This window comes from Rickettsia endosymbiont of Culicoides newsteadi (assembly GCF_002259525.1).
Lineage (GTDB): Bacteria > Pseudomonadota > Alphaproteobacteria > Rickettsiales > Rickettsiaceae > Tisiphia.
Map to the genome: position 1 here is coordinate 1 of NZ_MWZE01000014.1, position 20,709 is coordinate 20,709.

The following is a 20,709-nucleotide window of genomic DNA, read 5'->3' on the forward strand; positions in this document are numbered from 1 at the left end:
ATTTCCTGTGACCAATAATTAGCTCCTCCACATGCCTCCATAGCTACCAATGAACTTTTATCGAGATTGCTTAAATAGGCTATTAACTCATCTCTTGTAACTTTTTGGTAACCTATTTTTTTGCCATTTTGATCGACTTGCACCAAGTGCATACTATTTTTTGCTAAATCTATTCCTATTATAGTATTTTTTATGCTATTATTTATCATGGTATGGACCTATTAATTAAATTATTATTTAATTTGGAGCAGCTGAAAACTATTTTTCAGCTGACTCCGTACAAGTAAAGCATATTTCGCTTCACTCGTCCATACCATCATTCCCGCGTAGGCGGAATCTAGGCTCCTGCCTACGTAGGGACACCTCCTAGCTAACTATACAAGTATAGCAGATTTTTATGCTCCACTAATAGCTGTTTTCATTATTTTTGTGATATTGGTTATTTTTTTATTTGTTGGGAAAGTGAGAATTTAGAGCAACCCGAATAGCATTTAGCCATAATAAACTGTCGTCATTGCGAGAAAGACCGTAGATCGATGAAGCAATGCATAAATTGTCATCCCTGCTCGATTTAGCGTCACCCCTGCGAAAGCAGGGGTCTAGATTCCCGCCTACAAGGGAATGACAGGGTAAAAACGTCATTGCGAGGAGCTACTTTAGTAGCGACGAAGCAATCCATGAGAATTAGTATAGATACATCAAGACTATATGGATTGCTTCGTAGGCTCACGCCTTCTCGCAATGACGTTTTTATGCTGTTTAATACTTATAGAATAAAAATTGTTATGGCTCACAACCACCTACGTTCGCTCGCAATGACCTCTTACACTTTTCTGGAATTTTTGAATTGTCATGGGGTTTATGCGTAAGATGAGTGAATTAACTATATCTAAATTAACCATAGACATCCCCCCTACTCTGAATTTTAATTATATTAACTCCTTTAATTCTTTTAGATTACCAATTGGACAAATTAGGTTACTACTCAGTTTTTCAAGTTTGGAGCAAATTAATTTATTGAATCCTAATTTTGTTGCTTCTTTTATTCTGACTTCTGCTGCAGTTACTTTCCTTATTTCGCCAGATAAACCAATTTCTCCAAAGAAAATACTATGTTCTGGCACAGCTTTATTTTTTGCAGCAGAAATTAAAGCAGCTGCAACAGCTAAGTCTGAAGCTGGGTCTGAAATTTTAAGCCCGCCAGCAACACTCAAATATACCTCATGAGAAGATAAATTAAGACCAAATCGTACATTTAATACAGCTATTATCATTGCTAGCCTATTCAAATCCCAGCCTACAACTGAACGTCTTGGCATTGGTATATTTGACGGAGCAATTAATGCTTGAATTTCGATTAATAAAGGTCTTGATCCTTCGATTCCAGCAAATACTGTTGTACCGCTAACGTTTTTGTCTCTTTTCATCAGAAATAGTTCAGAAGGGCTAGAGACTTCAATAAGACCGCTAGCAGTCATTTCAAAAACACCAATTTCTCCTACTCCACCAAACCTATTTTTAATAGACCGTAAAATCCGAAAATGACTATTATGATCACCCTCAAAATATAGTACGGTATCAACGAGATGCTCAAGTAACTTAGGACCAGCTAATTGCCCATCTTTTGTCACATGACAACTAAGCAAAATAATAATATTATTATGTTTAGCATAGTTAACTAATTCATTAGCACAGGCACGAATCTGGGAAATAGTACCAGGGGGCGATGATAATGTACGAGTTACCATCGTTTGAATTGAATCAATCACTACCAAATCAATATTGTTCTTATCGGCATCAATAGTTGAGATAATATCTTCAATGCTAGTGGCGGCTAAGATGGAGGTTGTTTTATTAGTAAGTCCTAGTCTTAAAGCTCGGAGTTTTATTTGGTCAATAGATTCCTCTCCAGTTACATACAGACAGCACTTCATTGTAACACAAGAGGAGGTTGCCACTAAGTGTAATAATAAAGTTGATTTCCCAATTCCAGGGTCACCGCCAATTAAAATTGCAGAAGAGCATACCAACCCGCCTCCCAACACCCTATTTAATTCCTTTATAGGTGTAGGGATACGTAACGAATCCACTACCACCCCATCCAGCTTTTGTATTTCTTGTTTATTACCTAACTTAACTTGCGTTTGACTAATTATCTCTTCTTCAATCCCTCCCCATAAGCCACAATCAAAACATTGCCCTGTCCATTTTGACGTACTATTACCACAATTTGTACATATATATTGTTTTTTAATTTTGCTCACGCTGCTAATAATTGTTCTAACAAACTATTTGTTTCTTCTATAATATCCTTTCCTACCAATATTTTGCTAAATATTAATTTAGTATCCGGTTTTATTTTGGTTTGCTGAGGATGTTTTATAACAAAATTCATAACCTTACCAGCTATATCCGCTTCTTTGTAAAATTTTAAAACAAATCCTCGTTCACCAGAGTCTAAATTTTCAATATTAAGTTTACTGCATTTATGTTTTATTTTCACTATATCAAGTAGATTATTAAACTCTAATGGAATAGGACCAAAACGATCAACCATTTCATCCTTAAAATTTTCAATATCTGTATCGTCAGTTAAATTGCCAATTCGTCTATACAAACTTAGTTTAAGAGAAGAATCTGCAATATAATTATCGGGAATGAAAACAGGTAACCCCAAATTAATTGTCGGAACAAAAGATTTTGGATTTTCAGTAACTTCACCCTTAAAAATTGCTATTTGTTCATCTAACATTTCCTGATAAAGCTCTACCCCTACTTCTTTAATCTGGCCTGATTGTTCCTCCCCTACTAAATTACCAAAACCACGTAAATCCATATCATGGCTAGCAATAGTAAACCCGGAACCAAGAGTGCAGCTACTCTGCATTATTTCTAGACGTTTTATTGAATGGGCAGTCATCTTTTTATAATTTGCTAAGGTTAGATAGGCATAACCTCTGAATTTACTTCGCCCTATCCTCCCCCTGAGCTGATATAACTGACTTAGACCAAGAGTATCAGATTTATGAATAATCATCGTATTAGCTTCGGCAATATCTATACCGGACTCAATTATTGTAGTAGAAACTAGTATATCAAACTTACCATCACAAAATTCACCCATAATCTCATCTATTTTGCCAGCTGGCATCTGACCATGAGCAACTTTATACTTTAATTCTGGCACAATTATTTGTAAATATCTCTCTATATCTGGAATATCCTTAATTCTAGGTACCACATAGAAGCTTCTACCACCACGGAAACGTTCTCTAAGTAAAGCATCTCTGATAATTACTTGGTCAAATGGCATCACTGTTGTTCGAACTTCTAACCTATCCATTGGCGGGGTGGCAATGATGCTAAGATCTTTAAGACCAACCATTGACATTTGCATTGTACGAGGAATTGGTGTTGCTGAAAGAGATAGAACATGCATTGTAGCTCTGAGACTCTTTAAATATTCTTTTTGAGCAACACCAAAATGTTGTTCTTCATCAATTATTAATAATCGGAGATTATTAAATTCTATATTTTTACTTAATAAAGCATGCGTGCCAATTATTATATTAGCTGTACCATTTTTGATTTGTTCTTTAATAATTTTAGCATCTTTATTGCTAACCAGACTGGATAATTGTACTATATTTAAACCAAAATCTTTAAATCTTTTAACAAACCTTAAATAATGCTGCTTACCTAGAATAGTAGTTGGTACGATGATCGCTACTTGAGAAGTCATCGTAATTGATTTTGCTACCATAAAGGTTGCTCGTATAGCTACTTCGGTTTTCCCAAAACCAACATCTCCGCAAATTAATCTATCCATTAAAATACCAGAGTCAAAATCTTTTTTAATGTCGTTTATGGCATTTAATTGATCTTCAGTTTCAGTATATTTAAATCTATGACAAAATTGCTCATACTCTGTATGATCAAATTCTATTGGATTTGCTACAGTTAACTTTCTCTTCGCAGCTATCTTTAATAATTGTTCAGCAATTTCTGTAATACGGTTTTTAAGCTTGGCTTTACTTCTTTGCCATGCACTACTACCCAATTTGGCAAGCTGTGCTTCACCACTGCCATATTTTTTAATTAGTTCTATATTTTCAACAGGAATATATAATTTATCATTATTCTCATATAGAATTTTTAGGAAATCATGAGCTTTGCCTTTAACATCTAGTGTTTCAACGTTAAGAAACTGACCAATACCATGATCCTTATGAACAATTAGCTCTCCTTCAGTTAAATTATCTAATTCCATTAAAATGTTTTTGAGCTTACGTTTAGCACCTTGCTGACGAAAATTCACCGCACTTTTTCCTAGAATATCATGAGCGGCAATAAACAAATATTTATCACTATAAAACCCTTGGCTAAGTTGAACATAGGCAAGATTTATAACTGCAATTTTTGCTTGTTGTAAATTGTCTATCTCGATATATTTTCGTGAGTAACTATCTATTAGGCTTTTAAATCTTTCTAAATTACTTTTAGAATGACAAAAAATAATCGGTATTTTATTTTTATTATTTTCTATAATTTCGAATAGCTTATTAAAAACTGTCTTATCCTCCATAAAACTAGTTACCGTAATTTTTTCTAATGAATGGGCATAAGACGAATCTTCTGGTGTAATTAAAATATTATTATCCTGTTCCAAGAACTTTTGTATTTCCTGGCTGGTAAAATAAACTTGTTCGGGAGGCAATGCAGGATAAAAGGTATTTAATTTTATTTTGTTAGACTCAATCCGCGATCTATAAAGATCCGTATAATTATTTTCCTGCTCAATAATTGATTGCAACGATAAATTATCGTAAATAATAACAGGATCATCCAAGTAATTAATTAGGCTACTGAAAGAATTATAAAATAAAGGAGATAAATGTTCATATCCTTGGAATTTTTTCCCCTCAATCACTGATTCATATAAAGGGGTATTGACATAATTAACTCCAAAAACTTTTAAATAATTATCTCTAAAATTCTTTATTGTTTCTGGATTTAATATCACCTCACTAGCAGAATTAAGTATTAGCTCTGTGCAATTATTAGTAGAAATCTGACTATCAATATCAAATTCTTTTATTGACTCTATGTGATCCCAACTAAAATTAATACGATAAGCTTTAGAACCAGGCAAGACTATATCTACTATCTCTCCTCTTACCGAAAATTCACCACTATCAATACTACTGCTACTCCTAGTAAAACTATTATGTACCAAGAATTCCGCTAATTTATCGGCTGAGAGCTGCATTTTATTATGTAATCTTAAAAAAGACTTAACCAATAACTCTGCAGGAGGTAATTTTGTTAGTAAATTTATAGCACTAGTCACTACCAATTTTGTATCGTTATTACTTGCCAAGTAACTCAATATATTCGCTCTTTCTGATAAAATATTTTGATTTGGCGAAATACGATCATATGGTATAGTATCAAGACTAGGGAAATATAATATGTTGCTAGTTTTAATATTTTGTGCCATAAATAATAATTGTTTATGGCTATTGATTGCATCATCTTCACTGGCAAAGATAAGTAAAATATTCTTGGTACGTTTATTTGATAAATGTTTATTTGATAAATACTCACTAGCAAAAAAACTTTTTGCACTGAGCGGAAGTGGTTGTTGTATCATTATTTACTAAGCTTCTATGTTGTTAATATCAAAACTAAGTATTTGTAACATTACTTTTGAGTTTAAGTGAGAAGGAGGAGCAGTTTTACTGGTAATCCAATCATAAATATCTATGTCATTTTGGTTAAGTATTAAAGCAAAATCTGCTAAATTAGCTGCATCCATGTTAGCAAGAAATTTTTCAGCAAATTTACCCAATATTAAGCCAATTTCTTTGCAACCACGATTTTTGCTTTGATATAACAATTTTTTGGTTAAAGATGTTTTGTTAAAATAATCCATATTTACAATATTACAAAAAAAACATCATAATATAATTCAGATAGTTTGACAATTACCAAATATAAAATAAAATGTAAACTGTATAAAATGGTGCTAGAACTTAATTGCTCCAAATCTTCTTTATCCAATAATATTTAATATTATAGTGAATTAACTTGAATTGGTAACGTTATAAATCCGATTGGTATTTAGCATCAGCGTCATTGCGAGGAGCCACTTTAGTGGGCGACGAAGCAATCCAAAAAAACGATTTAATGGATTGCTTCGGAGGCTTACGCCTCCTCGCAATGACGGCACAATTGGTGCTTATTCGACACTAATTTAGGTTAATTTAATATATCAAAGAAACGCTAAACTTTATGAGCATTAAAAATATATCTTCCTTAAAAGCTTATAAGTTGCTAGAAATAGATAATAACAACATGATAATTGATGTTAGGACTGGTGAAGAATGGCAACAAGTAGGCATTCCAAAGCTTGATAAAGATAAAATAATTTTTATTAGTTGGCGTTTATTGCCTAATATGTCACTAAATAACGAATTTAAGAACCAGTTGATGTCGAAAATCAGTAATAAACATACACTATTATTCCTTTGTCGCTCCGGGGGTAGATCCTATGAAGCTGCACAATTTGCTAGTACTCTAGGTTATAAAGAGTGCTATAATATAATTGATGGTTTTGAAGGAGGAACTAATGGAGCTGGTTGGAAACAAAATAATTTACCATGGCAAATTCTGTGAATACTAACCATAATCAATTGACTATAGCAAAGGAAGTGACTTATCATAGAGATATTTGGCAACAAGTTTGCTCTGACCTTAATAAACATTACGGCGATGCCTTATATAAAAGCTGGTTCAGTAAGATTAACTTTTTAGAAGCTGCTACTAATACTGTTATACTTTCTACCCCAACAAATTTTATTCGAGATTGGGTGGAATCTAGGTATGCAAGGGCTATATTGCAATCTTGGCAGTCCTATGATAAAGATATCAAATCAATTGAGATCATTACTAAAGAATTATCAGAGCAAAACCAAAATATACCTGAATATTTAGCAAAAGTTCCATCAATAAAAGAAGGAATGGATAGCAATTCCGAAGGCATTTTTTCAGCCTTAGACTTACGATTTACTTTTGAAAATTTTGTGGTGGGTGGACCAAATGAATTAGCCTATGCAGCATCTAGAGCAGTTGCTGAGTCGGAAGGAGCCGTAGCTGAATCTAACCCTTTATTTTTATATGGAGGAGTCGGTCTTGGCAAAACACACTTAATGCATGCCATTGCTTGGTATATAAAACATAATAATCCGACTCGTAAGGTAATTTACATGTCGGCAGAAAAGTTTATGTATCAATTCATCAAGGCACTCCGTAATAAAGATGTTATGTCTTTTAAAGAAGAATTTCGTTCAGTTGACGTATTAATGATCGATGATATTCAATTTATATCAGGTAAAGATAGCACCCAAGAAGAGTTTTTTCATACTTTCAATGCTTTGATTGATAATAATCGTCAAATGGTTATATCGTGTGACCGTTCCCCGTCAGATTTAGATAATATCGAAGATCGAATTAAATCCAGACTTGGTTGGGGATTGGTTGCCGATGTCCACAGTACTACTTATGAACTAAGATTAGGAATCTTAGAATCTAAACTTGAACAAATGAATATCCATATACCTAAAAATGTTGTGGAATTTTTAGCAGCTAAAATAACATCAAATGTCAGAGAGTTAGAGGGAGCTCTTAATAAAGTTATCGCTCATTCTACCTTAGTTGGTAGGGAAATAACTTTAGAAAATACCCAAAATATCTTGCGTGATTTGCTACGTTCCAATGAGAAAATTATCACCATTGAGGATATTCAAAGAAAAGTAGCTGATCGTTATAATATTAAATTTTCTGATATGTCTTCTCCTAGGCGTATTCGCTCAATAGCTAGACCAAGACAAGTAGCTATGTATTTGAGTAAAACATTAACGCCAAAAAGCCTGACTGATATCGGTAAGAAATTTGGCAAAAAAGATCATACTACAATAATGCATGCTATCAAAAAGGTAGAAGAATTATGTGAGATTGATATAGAATTCCGAGAAGAACTTAGTCTATTAATGAAGATATTGCAAAATTAAACTTTTTACAACAATGTCATTGAGGTGCTTATAGGCGTTGCTTATCGCTCCTGCTACCCAATTCTCCTGAGTTGACTATAACCTAAAGAAAATCCTTTTTTATAATATATAGGTAATTTTGAAAATATATTAGACTTAGCTAAATAACTTATCTATATTTATACTTACATAAGATAATATTAAAATCACAAATTAAAGAAGCAGAATTATGACAAGTGGTGAAGTCGAAAGAAAAGAATTAAACTGTTCTTTTTGTGGTAAAAATCAATATGAAGTAATAAAATTAATTGCTGGACCAACAGTATTCATTTGTAATGAATGTATTGAACTTTGTCTTGATATTATAAAAGAAGAAACTAAAGTAGCACTTAAGAAAATTTCATCTTCAATCCCAACACCACAAAAGATTTTTTCTACTCTTAATGATTACGTAATTGGTCAGGATCAAGCAAAAAAAGTCTTATCAGTCGCGGTATATAATCACTATAAACGATTAGAATATATCGAATCAGGTAATAATGATGTCGAATTAAATAAATCAAATATCCTGGTTATTGGCTCTACTGGCTCAGGAAAAACTCTTTTGGCACAAACCTTAGCAAAAATTCTTGATGTACCTTTTACTATGGCAGACGCCACTTCTTTAACCGAAGCTGGTTATGTTGGTGAAGACGTTGAAAATATCTTGCTAAGATTATTACAAGCAGCTGATTTTAATATAGCTAAAGCCCAACGAGGCATTGTTTATATAGATGAAGTAGATAAAATCGCTAGAAAATCCGAAAACCCTTCTATAACAAGAGACGTCTCAGGAGAAGGAGTTCAACAAGCGTTACTTAAAATCATGGAAGGAACTGTTGCATCTGTACCACCACAAGGAGGAAGAAAACATCCGCAGCAAGATTTTGTGCAAGTAGATACTTCCAATATTTTATTTATATGTGGCGGGGCTTTCATGGGAATAGATACTATCATTAATGCTCGTACCGCTCAAAGTTCAATTGGTTTTGCAGCAAATGTCCAGTCAAAACAAGAAAGAAACCACAGTGAAACACTAAAATCATTAGAAATTGAAGATTTAGTAAAATTTGGATTAATTCCCGAATTTATTGGTAGGCTTCCAGTAGTAGCAACTTTAGATGACTTAGATAAAGCATCCTTAGTGGCAATTCTAACCCAACCAAAGAATGCTGTTATCAAACAATATCATAAATTATTTGAGTTAGACGATGTCGAACTATCAATTGATAATGATGCTTTAGAAGCAATAGCCGAAAAAGCACTAACACGAAAAACCGGTGCTAGGGGACTCCGTTCTATAATCGAAACACTTCTACTTGACAGTATGTATAATGTTACCAATTTGAAAAAAATGCACGTACATATTTCAAAAGATGTGATAGATGGCAAAGCTCAGCCGATAGTCACTCCAAAAAATTATGTAAAAGCTACTAAAAAACGTATAGCGGGTTAGAATAACTTAGTAACAATTAATAGAATATTTATATGTTTCGCAATAAAGAATTTATTACTACAGAAGTTGAAAGAGCAAAAGCTAAAATAGCAGAAGTTCAAAGAACAGAAGAAGCTAAAAGAATAGCAGAAGCTGAATTTGCAGAAGCTAAAATGGCAGCAAAAGATGAAATAGCAAAAGCTAAAATGGCAGTAGAAGCTGAATTTAAACTAGCAAAAACTAAAATAGCAGAAGAAACTAAACTAGCAAAAACTAAAATGATAGAAGAAGCTAAAGCTAAAATGGCAGCAGAATTTGATTTAATCAGTAATAGCATTTATTCATTTAATGAGCTTAAAAAGATATCTTCCGAGGGCGAGTCATCTTCTGATAATCATCCCCATTTATTGGGTAATGGCTCTGAAGAACATCATACAGAGTAATATAGTCTGATACTTACTTTTAGGGATTGATAGATGGCACAGCTCAGACGATAGTCACCAACTTCTTATCAATGACTAAGAATTACTTTAGTTATTTCCGACCAGTCTACTAGTCATGCACAAATGTCTTTAAAAACATTATAACATTAGCAATATCTTGAGGTTTATTTAAACCAGCAAAAGACATTTTTGTACCTGGTATATATTGGTTAGGCTTATGCAGGAAATGAAATAAACTTTCTTCATCCCATATCCCACCTTTGCTAGATAGAGCAGTTGAATATTTATAATTCTCTGCTTTAGCTTTTTCCGTCCCAACGATATTCCATAAATATGGTCCAACCTTATTAGCTTTACTATTGTCAAAGGAATGGCACATTAAGCATTTTTTTGCTATTTCCCTTCCAGCCTCAGCATTAGCAGTTTTCATTAATTCCTCTATATTCACTGGTGCTTCCGCAATCGCGTTCGCATCAGATCCATTAGGCGAATCTTCTGTTACTTCTACTTTGTAGCCTCGAGATTCAGGATGTAAAACTGGCTTATACAGAATATCTGTTATAAACCCTACCATCATTGCAATTAAACTGGCTAATAAAATAGAAGCAGCAATTTTATTTAACTCTATTCCAGACATATTATTAGTGTCGTCTCCGTAGAGAGAATATGTATTACTAATTAGGACAATTTTTGTACTGGAGCGGGTGAAGGGATTCGAACCCTCGACTTCGACCTTGGCAAGGTAGCGCTCTACCCCTGAGCTACACCCGCTTTTAACACACTGCAAATTGTGAATAAAAACAATTATTCTTATCCCAAATTGATGTAAAAAGGCTCACTTGCACAAAAAACAAACCCTAAATATAGGAGATACTATAAAAATATCAAGAAGAAATAGCATCAAAAAAAATTTAATTTTAAATTTTATTTACAAAACCTATAGCTAACCCGATTAGCATTACTCCATGAAGACAACTAATTAATTATCTATCCTAAAATAATATAAAAACATCTTGCTTAAAAGCACTAAATCAACTAAGAATCATTATTTTAATATTAATTTAGTTGGAACAAATTATGGGTCAAAAAAGCAATCCTAATAGTTTAGCAGAGAAGCAAACAAATAATATTAACTATGATGATTTTCCTTACGAAAGCTTTCCTTTTACTTATACAAGACCGGAGCATTTAAGAACTATAGGTCTAGTATTTGGCATGCAACCTCCTATGGTAGAGAATGCTAGGATACTTGATATTGGTTGCGGTGAAGGCGGTAATATGATCAATTTTGCTGAAAGTTACCCACAATCTTATTCTTTAGGTATTGATTTGTCAAAAACACAAATTGATAATGGACTAAAAGTAGTAAATAGTTTAGGTCTAAAGAATATCGAGCTAAAACACTTATCGATATTGGATATTGATGAATCATTTGGTAAATTTGATTATATAATCTGTCATGGGGTAATCTCTTGGGTACCGGACGAGGTTCGTGAAAAGATTTTTGCCATATCTAGTAAATTATTAAGTCCTAACGGTATTGCCTTTATCAGCTATAATACTCTACCAGGCTGGAATATGCAAAAAACTATTAGAGATATGATGATGTTTCATAGTGCTATCTTTACTGATAAGCATGATAAACTACAACAAGCTAAATTATTATTAGATTTTGTTAGTGATTCTCTAAAAGAAAAAGAGACTCATTATTCTAAGTTTTTACACCATGAAACTAACGCTCTTAAAAATTTATCTAATTCATATTTGTTACATGAATATCTTGGAGAAGAAAATATAGCTTTTTACTTCCAAGAATTTATAAGTAACGCTAGAAAGCATAATTTAAATTATCTTGGAGACTCTTCACTTGCTGCAATGTTTGTCGGTAATTTGCCGGAAAAGACTGCAGAAAAATTACAATCGATAAATGATATTGTAAGAACTGAACAATATATGGACTTTATTAGTAATCGTAAATTTAGAACTACTTTGCTATGTCACGATAATGTCAGGCTCAATAGGGCAATTGAACCAAGTAAATTATCAGACTTTCATACTACTCTTGATATCAGACCAGCCACACCGGAAAATGAAGCAGATATTAGTAATGCAGTAGAATTGGGGTTTTACTGTAGCAATTCAGAATCTCCTGATATTTCAACGTCTTCCCCTATAATGAAAGCAGTTTTCTATACCTATGCTGATAATATTGGTAATCCTTTGACTTTAGATCAAATTACTACATTGGCTATGAAAAAGTTAGAAAAATTGCAGCTTAAAGATTTTAAAGAAGAATTAGATTCTGTAATTATCCAACTGGTGCTACAAGGATATGTACAAATATTTGCAACAAAACCTATTTCAATATATAATATTTCGTCAAAACCAAAAGTAAGTAACTTTGTAAGATATCAGGCTCAAAAATTAGGCGAAACTAATTTGTTTGTGACAAATCGGATTAACCATTTTGTTCCATTGAGGTTACATGAAAAATATATTATTGAATTATTAGATGGTACAAATTCTATCCAGCAGATTGAAGAAAAAATATTTGAAAAATTTGCTTCTGGACTATTAGTGGCGTCTGATAAAAATGGTATAGTAAGTGACGAACAGCTTATAAAGCCATATATTACCCATTGTGTAAATGTTTGCTTACAAAAATGCAAAATGAATTATTTATTAATTGGATAAAATAATGTTAGTTGAAAAAATTACTACCCTAGCTAATAATTCTGAAGAGATAAATGTAATTATCGAGATTCCAATGCAAAGTAATCCGGTAAAATACGAGATTGATAAAAAATCAGGGACACTATTTGTTGATAGATTCATGCAAACTGCCATGTTTTACCCTGGTAATTATGGATTTATCCCACATACTATGTCAGAAGATGGTGACCCAGTAGATGTATTGGTCATAGCACATTATCCTGTTGTACCTGGTTGCGTAATTAGATCACGCCCCATTGGAGTTTTAATGATGGAAGATGAATCTGGATTGGATGAAAAAATTATTGCGGTACCTAGCTCTAAGCTAGATATTACTTTTGATTCAATAAAAGATTTAGATGATCTTTGCCCAATGTTAAGACAACGAATAGTACATTTCTTTGAACATTATAAAGATATAGAAAAAGGTAAATGGGTGAAGGTAATTGGCTGGGAAAACGCTCAAAAAGCTAAAGGGTTAATTGATACAGGTATATCAAGGGCAAAGAGTTAGCTTTGATATAGTTGCATATACTCAAAATTGGAATAACAAATGAAAGGCGAGGGATATACATTATTTCGTTCTGGAATTATAATAGCTTTATTTACCTTAATTTCTCGTATATCTGGTCTTGCTAGAGAATTATTTGTCGCTTCATTATTTGGAGCTGGTAGTGTTGCTGATAGTGTTAATGTTGCTTTTAAATTACCCAACCTATTTAGGCGTATTTTTGGCGAGGGGGCTTTATCAGTCGTTTTTGTCCCTATTTTTAATACAAAAATCATAGAATCTCGTGAGGCGGCACGCCATTTCACCGGCGTTATATTTACTATTTTACTAATTACTTTAGTAATGGTAGTAGTACTAATGCAACTTATGATGCCTTCCTTAATGTTTATTATTGCTCCTGGTTTTCATGGATATCCAGAGAAATTTAATTTAACAATTGCTCTGTGCCGTATCACTATGCCATATTTGGTTTTTATTTCGATAGCGGCGATGCTTGGGGGTATTCTAAATTCAGTAAAGAGGTTCGCAGCTTTTGCTTTTTCTCCGATTATTTTAAATATTCTTGTGATTATTACAACGGTAGCATTACAAGAACGTATATCTGCCCCTATATCGATTAGTTTATCTCTGGTGATTGCTGGCTTATTACAAATCATTTTTATGTTTTATTGTGTCATTAGAGTTGGTTTATCGTTTCCACTAGTTTTTGATCCATATAATAGAGATGTCAAAAAGTTTTTGTCCAATATGGGACCGGCGGTTGTTAGCTCAGGATTTCAGCAGCTTAGCTTATTTATCTCGCAATCAATAGCTAGCTTCATCGAAGGGGCAATTTCAATATTATCTTATGCAGATAGAATATACCAATTTCCTTTATCAATAATAGGGGTGACTTTTGGTACTATATTATTACCAGAATTATCGAAAACCTACCAAATAAATGACTTAGAGAAAGCAGCAAAAATCCAAAATAATGCTATTAAAGTTGGGCTGTTATTATCTTTACCAGCTACCTTTGGTATTATTGTGCTATCAGAACCAATCATTCATATAATATATCAGCGGGGGGCTTTTACTTATGCTGATACCATTAAAACTGCTGAGGCTATTTCTGCTTTTTCCCTTGGGTTACCAGCTTTTATACTAGCCAAAATTTTAATGCCGATTTTTTATGCTAATCATGATACGAAAACTCCTTTAAAAATAACCTTATATTCCCTTACAGTGAATACTATATTAAATATTGTTATGATGAGGCAATTTGGTCATCTTGGTATAGCTCTTGCCTGTTCTATTACCGCTTGGTATAATGTTTGGTTGTTATACGTACACACAAAGAAATATGGTCTTTCTTTTATTGATACAAAATTATACTCATTTTGTGGCAAGATTTTATTAAGCTGCATAATAATGACACTAGTAATTTGGGTAATTAAACATTATTATGCCCAATATTATTATGCCGAATTCTTATTAGTAAAAGCTTTTATGCTAGCAGCAACAATTATAGTTGGAATAGCAACGTTTTTTCTAATGGTTTTTTGTTTTAAGCTTTATCCAAAGAAATGTATTAATGATGAAAACTGAGTCTAATTATCAAGATTTTTTGAAGACTATAGCCATGATAACTATGGTAATAGATCATTTGGGGTTATATTTTTTTCCTGAGTACGAAATAATGCGAGTTATTGGTCGTACTACTATGCCGATTTTTTGCTTTTTTGCTGGCTATAATTTTCATACAAAACCAAAAATTAGAATTTTGGTAGTTGGAGTTCTGCTATATATTTTTACTACCATATTATTTAGGGAATTTACTGTAACTAATATACTTATCCCTATTTTTTTAGGACAATGCTATCTTTATTATTTTCGTAATAGCTTAAATAATTTTTTCTATAAAGGCTATTGTCATGTTGTTTTCCTTGGCTCTCTTTGGTTCTGTAGTTGGTTCCTTATTGATTACGGAACCTTATCTATGGCTATCATGCTACTTGGCTATATTGCTAAGCATGATCTAGGTAATCTCAGGCTTACCATTGCAATATCTATAATTTTGTCCATAATGCATACCATATCTATTTTTCAGTTTTCGTATATTTACGTATTTATAGTCATTATATTCGGGGTTTTAGGATATATATTTATGGTCGCAAGAAATTTTGAGCAGAAAATTGCTGTAAATTTACGGATTATCAGTCATAATGCTTTATATATCTATGCTATACATCTAACAATTTTACAGTTTTTATTTTTTAAACTCTACTTATATAATTAAATCACCTTATGTATATACCTGATCAACTTAGTGTCATCCCTACGAAAGCATGTATCTATACTAGATTCCCGCTTACGCGAGAATGACAATAGTGGGTGGAAATGATGGATTGCCACGCTCACATACATTCGCTCGCAATGACTCATATGTACTCCAAAGGTCATTGCGAGAGGGCGTAAGCCGACGAAGCAATCCATAAATTATATTCAATTCAGGAGAATTTTGGGCTAGGAGCGACGACATCACCAACTTCTCATCAATTGACTATATATATAAATCAATTTAAACAACTACTATATGCAAGATATTCCCACTAATATTGAACAGCTTTCTGAATTAGAGGCAAAAGATTTATTAAAACAACTAGCAAATAAGATAGAAGAATATAATAAAGCCTATCACCAAGAGGATGCTCCCCTAATTTCTGATGCTGAGTATGATCAATTATTTAATTTAAATCTTGAACTTGAAAAAAAATTTCCTCATCTGATACTAGAAAATAGCCCAACTAAACAAATTGGTAGTTCTGTAGCAGAGAAATTTTCGAAAGTAACACATATCCATCCGATGTTTTCGCTTAGTAATGCCTTTGATAGTGAAGATGTATCAGAATTTATCAATAGAATAAAGAATTTTCTACGACTTGATGGTTTTCCGGCTATTTTTTGTGAACCTAAAATAGATGGTTTGTCTTTTTCTGCTACCTATGAGAATGGGATACTTACAAGGGCTGCAACAAGGGGTGATGGCTTGATTGGGGAAGATATAACGGAAAATATCAAGACTATCAAGAATTTTCCTCATGCAATAGTTGCGACATCAGCAATTTTAGAAGTAAGAGGAGAGGTTTACATTAATAAGCAGGATTTTCTATTATTAAATCAAGCTCAAGAATTATCCAAAAAAGATAAATTTGCCAATCCGCGTAACGCGGCTGCTGGGTCATTAAGACAGTTAGATTCAAACGTTACGGCAACTAGACCCCTACAATATTTTGTCTATGCTGTGGGGAGTAGCAGTAGCAAAATAGCTGATTCTCAAGATATTTTATTAGATAAGTTAAAAGAGTTAGGGTTTATCGTCAATAATATAGGGAAATTAGCTTGTTCTGAAGATGAGATGAAATCTTTCTATGAATATTTGAATTCATCTAGAGAAGAATTACCTTATGAAATTGATGGTGTTGTATATAAGCTAAATGATTTTGCTTTGCAGCAAAGAATGGGCTTTATTGCAAGGAGTCCAAGATTTGCTATTGCTCATAAATTTCCGGCGATTATTGGTCAAACTAAACTAATTAACATTACTCTACAAGTAGGTAGAACCGGTGTATTAACTCCAGTTGCTGAGTTAGAGCCGCTTTCTATTGGTGGAGTTAGGGTATCACGAGCTACCTTACATAATTATCAGGAAATTATCAGAAAAGACATACGAATCAATGATTATGTATTTTTGCAGAGAGCCGGTGATGTCATACCGCAAATTACTGCTGTAGATTTTACCAAACGCTCTAGTGAATCGCTAAAAATCGATATGCCGAAGCTTTGCCCATCTTGTGGCTCTCAGTTACATTATAATCAAGAAACTATAATTATTCGTTGCGATAATGGTTTAAATTGTCCTGCTCAAAATTATGAACGAATTTGCCATTTTACATCTAAAAATGCTTTAGATATAGATGGTTTGGGGAAAAAGCAAATAGAATTTTTGCTGGAAAAATCTTTAATAGAAAATCCTGTGGATATTTTTTATTTACAAAATAATAATGAAAAAAACTTAGTCAAGCTTGAAAATATGGTAGGATGGGGGCGAAAATCTGTAGAAAACCTATTTGCCAATATTGACAAAGCCAAAACCGTTTCCCTAAATAGATTCATTTATTCCCTAGGAATCAGACATATTGGTGAACAAACCGCCAAATTACTTGCTCGAGAATTTCAGAATTATAATGATTTCATAACAGCTATGGAATCTTTGTTAAAAGGTGAACAGCCAATTTACCAAAGGTTAAATGATCTGGAAGGAATAGGCGATAAGATTTTGCTAGATATTATCGACTTTTTTGATATTAAAGAAAATTTACAAACTATTCAGCAACTGAGTAAAATTCTAAATATTCAAGACCATAATCAACAAACAACTAAAACTGCATTATCTGGCAAGATTGTGGTATTTACTGGATCATTACTAACTCTCTCAAGAGCAGAAGCCAAATCTCAGGCAGAAAAATTAGGAGCTAAAGTAGCCAGTAGCGTTTCGTCTACCACTGATTTAGTAGTGGCAGGTAGCGATGCTGGTAGTAAACTCAAGAAAGCTAAAGAGCTGGGGATTAACATTATTGATGAAGATGAGTGGCAAAAATTAGTACTCTTACGCCCTACTCTATAGTATAAAAAGAGCAAAAATGGATTGCTTCGTCGGCTTATGCCTTCTCGCAATGACGTTATCTGTCATTGCGAGACCACATAGTGGTCGTGGCAATCCACACTTATTGGATTGCTTCGTCGGCTTATGCCTTCTCGCAATGACGTCATCTGTCATTGCGAGACCGTGTAATGGTCGAAGCAATCTATTTCTAATTATTTTCCTGGGTTATTTCGTCAACCTAAAATTTTCCTTGCTAATAAACATTGACCACATACGACTTTTAAACTATCCGGTCTAAAACCCACTTCCCTTTCTAATTTTCGATAGTCGCCACTAAAGCAGCTTTCTGCAATGATACTTTTTAGGAAAAAAATCATCATAAGAAAATAAAATTATTTTACGCTTTATAAGTTGGTTAAGTTGTCTATAATCCGATTTAATTAAATTAATTTGATAAGATCTAGATGAGTAAACCTAAGTCCGTTTTTTTATCAGCAATTTTAGGAAATATACTAGAATATTACGATTTCACAGTATACTCCATATTTTCACTAATGATTGGTCGTACGTTTTTTTCTGAAAGTTCAGAATTTATACAAATAATGTTAAGTCTTTGTGTATTCGCGGTGGGGTTTGTTACTAGACCAATAGGCGGTATATTTTTTGGTTATATTGCAGATAAATATGGTAGGCGGATATCCTTGATTATTTCTATGCTTGGTATGACTATACCCACATTCACTATAGGGTTAATCCCTTCTTATTCTAGTATAGGAATTTGTGCACCTATAATATTGATTATAATGCGTCTCTTACAAGGTTTGTGTATTAGTGGTGAAGGTGCTGGAGCGGCTATTTTTATTCTAGAGCATCATCAAAATTTACGTCCGGGTTTTACGGCGGGTTTAGTGAATGGTTCAAATATTGCTGGTACATTAATTGCTGCTTTTGTCGGAATTATTATTGAGCAATATTTTTATCATCTTGATTTTGCCTGGCGTTTCGCATTTTTATTAGGTGGAGTTCTGGGGTTGGTTGGCTTTTATTTACGCCTTCGTATATCAGAGACTCCCATTTTTAAAATGTTAGCTGAACAGAAAAAAACTTTAAAAGCTCCTTTTATCAACGTAGTCAGGACAGCTTGGAAGGCAATGTTTTTAACATTTTGTATTGGAGCAGTTGCTAGTAGTATCATATATTTAATAAAAACTTATATCAATGTGTATTACCGCAATGTTATGCATTTTGATAATACAACTGCTCTTATTTATTTATTATATGCCAACTTTATATCAATGATATCTATGCCATTATTTGGTGGATTAACTGATATTATAGGAAAATTTAAAGTGCTAGTTTTAGTAAGTATAGCGGTCTTAATACTAATTTTACCTACTATATTATCTATGTCATTACCGTCCATATGGCAACAAATTTTTGCTCTGACTATCTTGGGCATTCTTGGTGGGGCAATAGCTGGAACAGCCTATAGCGTCATTATAGTATTATTTTCTCCTGAACAAAAATTTTCTGGGGTAGCTTTTAGTTACAATTTGGGTATTGCCATGTTTGGTGCCACTTCTACTGTTATTTCGCGTTGGCTTGTTGAAGAAACAGGCTTGTTTTATGCTCCTGCCTTTTATATTATAACTATTTATAGTATATTTTTAGTTATCATTTATTTTATGAGGAATGAAATAAGACGATTAATTAAGGCTAATAACTACAAGAGAGAAATAAATTGAGAAATTATTTTATAGCTTTCCATCATTGCAAGGAGCTACTTTAGTAGCATTGAAGCAATATGCCAAATTTTATGGATTGCCACGACCACTATGTAGTCTCGCAATGACCTATACGTCTATAACTCGTCATTGCGAGGAGCTACTTTAGTGGCGACGTGGCAATCCTGTTTTGTACCATCACTTAACTATAAGGATTATATATGCCAGAGATATTAGATTACGAAGAATTAAAAACCCGTCTAGATAAAAGCATAGCATTAATGGAAAAAAAAAATTGCTATTATAGATGATTTAAGAAGCAACAAGGAAAAGACACCTACTACAGAACAAATGGAAATACTATCCAGTGGAGAAGGATTACATACAGAGGGAACTGCTCTGGCACTTCAAGCAAAATCCAATGCTCGAGCAAAACAGGGCATAGATTATCAACCAGTGGTAATTAAAGATCAAGCAAGTATGGACAAAGTTGTAAACATAGTGAAACAAAAAGCTGACTCTAAGCAGCCTTTCCACTACGATCTTATTTTACAATTGAAGGGAAATCATTGCACAGCTCTTCAGATAGATTCTGATGGTGATACTACAAAGTTATTCTGCATTGATTCTGTTCCTCTGAAAGAGCATTTATATAATATGTGGGATATGTTAAAGATTGCTGACTTAGTTAATGCTGAGATTAATATATATCCAGAGGGCGGTATACAAACCTCCTCTCGTGGCTGTGCTACTTTTAGCATTCAAAATTTAAATACTATGTCAAATCTTGGAGCTAAGAATTTGGAGCAATATTTGCTACCAATGTCTAGTAAGGGAAAAATTTCACAACTCACGTCAATTCGGGATAAGGTTATAATTTAGAGGAAAGTCGAAATTGCAATTTATGGAAGGTTTATTTTTCTTAAGAGAATAGGCAACTAGTGTAGAAAGTATATGAACAAAAGCATTTATGAGAACGTTCGCTGAGCTGTGTCAGTATAGAATATCATAGTCTAAAATTCAACCTATCAGGGAAGAAAATATCTAGCTGGGAAACGGTTACCGCCCAATCTGGGATTGGCATATTCCACTTTGCTGTAATCTGTTTTATAGCACAAAAAACCAATTTGAACAAGGCATTTTCACTTG

General features: G+C 33.1%; 15 protein-coding genes, 1 tRNA gene and 3 pseudogenes. 11 read left to right on the plus strand and 8 right to left on the minus strand.

The window, feature by feature from the left end:
* The 4 genes and pseudogenes from RiCNE_RS01995 to RiCNE_RS02010 form a co-directional block, all read right to left on the minus strand.
* Nucleotides 1-209 (minus strand): annotated as a pseudogene (locus tag RiCNE_RS01995) (IS110 family transposase); the annotation flags it as partial.
* A gap of 720 nt (nt 210-929) precedes the next feature.
* Entirely contained in the window at nt 930-2,264 is a 1,335-nt protein-coding gene (radA, locus tag RiCNE_RS02000; protein WP_094648959.1) for a DNA repair protein RadA, read from the minus strand.
* Nucleotides 2,261-5,653: a transcription-repair coupling factor gene (gene mfd / locus RiCNE_RS02005; RefSeq protein WP_094648960.1), complete on the minus strand. Its 3,393-nt coding sequence runs from the start codon at nt 5,651-5,653 to the stop codon at nt 2,261-2,263. The genes radA and mfd overlap by 4 nt, the downstream gene beginning before the upstream one ends.
* Nucleotides 5,654-5,659: 6 nt before the next feature.
* On the minus strand, nt 5,660-5,935 hold the full coding sequence (locus RiCNE_RS02010; RefSeq protein ID WP_094648961.1) for a succinate dehydrogenase assembly factor 2: 276 nt from the start codon (nt 5,933-5,935) through the stop codon (nt 5,660-5,662).
* Nucleotides 5,936-6,294: 359 nt separating this feature from the next.
* Here RiCNE_RS02010 and RiCNE_RS02015 point away from each other — a divergent pair, with 359 nt between their 5' ends.
* The 4 genes from RiCNE_RS02015 to RiCNE_RS02030 all read left to right on the plus strand — a co-directional run bounded on the left by RiCNE_RS02015 (nt 6,295) and on the right by RiCNE_RS02030 (nt 9,968).
* The gene (locus tag RiCNE_RS02015; protein WP_094648962.1) at nt 6,295-6,678 is read left to right on the plus strand and encodes a rhodanese-like domain-containing protein; all 384 of its coding nucleotides are present in this window, start codon (nt 6,295-6,297) and stop codon (nt 6,676-6,678) included.
* The gene (gene dnaA, locus RiCNE_RS02020) at nt 6,663-8,072 is read left to right on the plus strand and encodes a chromosomal replication initiator protein DnaA (protein WP_094648963.1); all 1,410 of its coding nucleotides are present in this window, start codon (nt 6,663-6,665) and stop codon (nt 8,070-8,072) included. The genes RiCNE_RS02015 and dnaA overlap by 16 nt, the downstream gene beginning before the upstream one ends.
* A 208-nt stretch (nt 8,073-8,280) precedes the next feature.
* Complete coding sequence (gene clpX / locus RiCNE_RS02025) at nt 8,281-9,546, plus strand: ATP-dependent Clp protease ATP-binding subunit ClpX (protein ID WP_094648964.1); 1,266 nt, start codon at nt 8,281-8,283, stop codon at nt 9,544-9,546.
* Nucleotides 9,547-9,578: 32 nt separating this feature from the next.
* On the plus strand, nt 9,579-9,968 hold the full coding sequence (locus tag RiCNE_RS02030; protein WP_094648965.1) for a hypothetical protein: 390 nt from the start codon (nt 9,579-9,581) through the stop codon (nt 9,966-9,968).
* A 109-nt stretch (nt 9,969-10,077) separates the two neighbouring features.
* Here RiCNE_RS02030 and RiCNE_RS02035 read toward each other — a convergent pair whose 3' ends face one another.
* A complete protein-coding gene (locus tag RiCNE_RS02035) occupies nt 10,078-10,605 on the minus strand; it encodes a c-type cytochrome (RefSeq protein WP_094648966.1) in 528 nt (175 codons plus the stop codon).
* Nucleotides 10,606-10,664: 59 nt separating this feature from the next.
* Nucleotides 10,665-10,739 (minus strand) — tRNA-Gly (locus tag RiCNE_RS02040).
* Nucleotides 10,740-11,045: 306 nt separating this feature from the next.
* Here RiCNE_RS02040 and RiCNE_RS02045 point away from each other — a divergent pair.
* From RiCNE_RS02045 to RiCNE_RS02075, 7 genes are all read left to right on the plus strand, one after another.
* Nucleotides 11,046-12,662 carry a methyltransferase regulatory domain-containing protein gene (locus tag RiCNE_RS02045; RefSeq protein WP_094648967.1) on the plus strand — a complete coding sequence of 539 codons (1,617 nt, stop codon included), beginning with the start codon at nt 11,046-11,048 and terminating at the stop codon, nt 12,660-12,662.
* A 4-nt stretch (nt 12,663-12,666) separates the two neighbouring features.
* A complete protein-coding gene (ppa, locus tag RiCNE_RS02050; RefSeq protein ID WP_094648968.1) occupies nt 12,667-13,194 on the plus strand; it encodes an inorganic diphosphatase in 528 nt (175 codons plus the stop codon).
* Between the two features lie 39 nt (nt 13,195-13,233).
* Complete coding sequence (gene murJ, locus RiCNE_RS02055; RefSeq protein WP_094648969.1) at nt 13,234-14,778, plus strand: murein biosynthesis integral membrane protein MurJ; 1,545 nt, start codon at nt 13,234-13,236, stop codon at nt 14,776-14,778.
* Nucleotides 14,765-15,469, plus strand: coding sequence for a TraX family protein (locus RiCNE_RS02060; protein ID WP_094648970.1), 705 nt, complete (start codon nt 14,765-14,767; stop codon nt 15,467-15,469). The genes murJ and RiCNE_RS02060 overlap by 14 nt, the downstream gene beginning before the upstream one ends.
* A 297-nt stretch (nt 15,470-15,766) precedes the next feature.
* Nucleotides 15,767-17,857 carry an NAD-dependent DNA ligase LigA gene (ligA, locus tag RiCNE_RS02065; RefSeq protein WP_094648971.1) on the plus strand — a complete coding sequence of 697 codons (2,091 nt, stop codon included), beginning with the start codon at nt 15,767-15,769 and terminating at the stop codon, nt 17,855-17,857.
* A gap of 443 nt (nt 17,858-18,300) precedes the next feature.
* A complete protein-coding gene (locus tag RiCNE_RS02070) occupies nt 18,301-19,581 on the plus strand; it encodes an MFS transporter (RefSeq protein ID WP_094648972.1) in 1,281 nt (426 codons plus the stop codon).
* A gap of 330 nt (nt 19,582-19,911) precedes the next feature.
* A complete protein-coding gene (locus tag RiCNE_RS02075; protein ID WP_094648973.1) occupies nt 19,912-20,442 on the plus strand; it encodes a hypothetical protein in 531 nt (176 codons plus the stop codon).
* Here the strand turns inward: RiCNE_RS02075 and RiCNE_RS08540 are convergent.
* Both RiCNE_RS08540 and RiCNE_RS08545 read right to left on the minus strand, forming a co-directional pair.
* Nucleotides 20,416-20,535: pseudogene (locus RiCNE_RS08540) on the minus strand (IS982 family transposase); the annotation flags it as partial. The gene RiCNE_RS02075 and the pseudogene RiCNE_RS08540 sit on opposite strands and share 27 nt — an antisense overlap.
* A 31-nt stretch (nt 20,536-20,566) precedes the next feature.
* A pseudogene (locus RiCNE_RS08545) lies at nt 20,567-20,709 on the minus strand (IS256 family transposase); the annotation flags it as partial.

Excerpts from the sequence above, each read along its gene's own strand:
- ligA (WP_094648971.1), top strand. The coding sequence starts at position 15,767 with ATGCAAGATATTCCCACTAATATTGAACAGCTTTCTGAATTAGAGGCA.
- RiCNE_RS02030 (WP_094648965.1), top strand. The coding sequence starts at position 9,579 with ATGTTTCGCAATAAAGAATTTATTACTACAGAAGTTGAAAGAGCAAAA.
- RiCNE_RS02045 (WP_094648967.1), top strand. The coding sequence starts at position 11,046 with ATGGGTCAAAAAAGCAATCCTAATAGTTTAGCAGAGAAGCAAACAAAT.
- RiCNE_RS02060 (WP_094648970.1), top strand. The coding sequence starts at position 14,765 with ATGATGAAAACTGAGTCTAATTATCAAGATTTTTTGAAGACTATAGCC.
- RiCNE_RS02015 (WP_094648962.1), top strand. The coding sequence starts at position 6,295 with ATGAGCATTAAAAATATATCTTCCTTAAAAGCTTATAAGTTGCTAGAA.
- clpX (WP_094648964.1), top strand. The coding sequence starts at position 8,281 with ATGACAAGTGGTGAAGTCGAAAGAAAAGAATTAAACTGTTCTTTTTGT.
- mfd (WP_094648960.1), bottom strand. The coding sequence starts at position 5,653 with ATGATACAACAACCACTTCCGCTCAGTGCAAAAAGTTTTTTTGCTAGT.
- RiCNE_RS02035 (WP_094648966.1), bottom strand. The coding sequence starts at position 10,605 with ATGTCTGGAATAGAGTTAAATAAAATTGCTGCTTCTATTTTATTAGCC.
- RiCNE_RS02075 (WP_094648973.1), top strand. The coding sequence starts at position 19,912 with ATGGAAATACTATCCAGTGGAGAAGGATTACATACAGAGGGAACTGCT.
- dnaA (WP_094648963.1), top strand. The coding sequence starts at position 6,663 with ATGGCAAATTCTGTGAATACTAACCATAATCAATTGACTATAGCAAAG.
- ppa (WP_094648968.1), top strand. The coding sequence starts at position 12,667 with ATGTTAGTTGAAAAAATTACTACCCTAGCTAATAATTCTGAAGAGATA.
- RiCNE_RS02070 (WP_094648972.1), top strand. The coding sequence starts at position 18,301 with ATGAGTAAACCTAAGTCCGTTTTTTTATCAGCAATTTTAGGAAATATA.
- murJ (WP_094648969.1), top strand. The coding sequence starts at position 13,234 with ATGAAAGGCGAGGGATATACATTATTTCGTTCTGGAATTATAATAGCT.
- RiCNE_RS02010 (WP_094648961.1), bottom strand. The coding sequence starts at position 5,935 with ATGGATTATTTTAACAAAACATCTTTAACCAAAAAATTGTTATATCAA.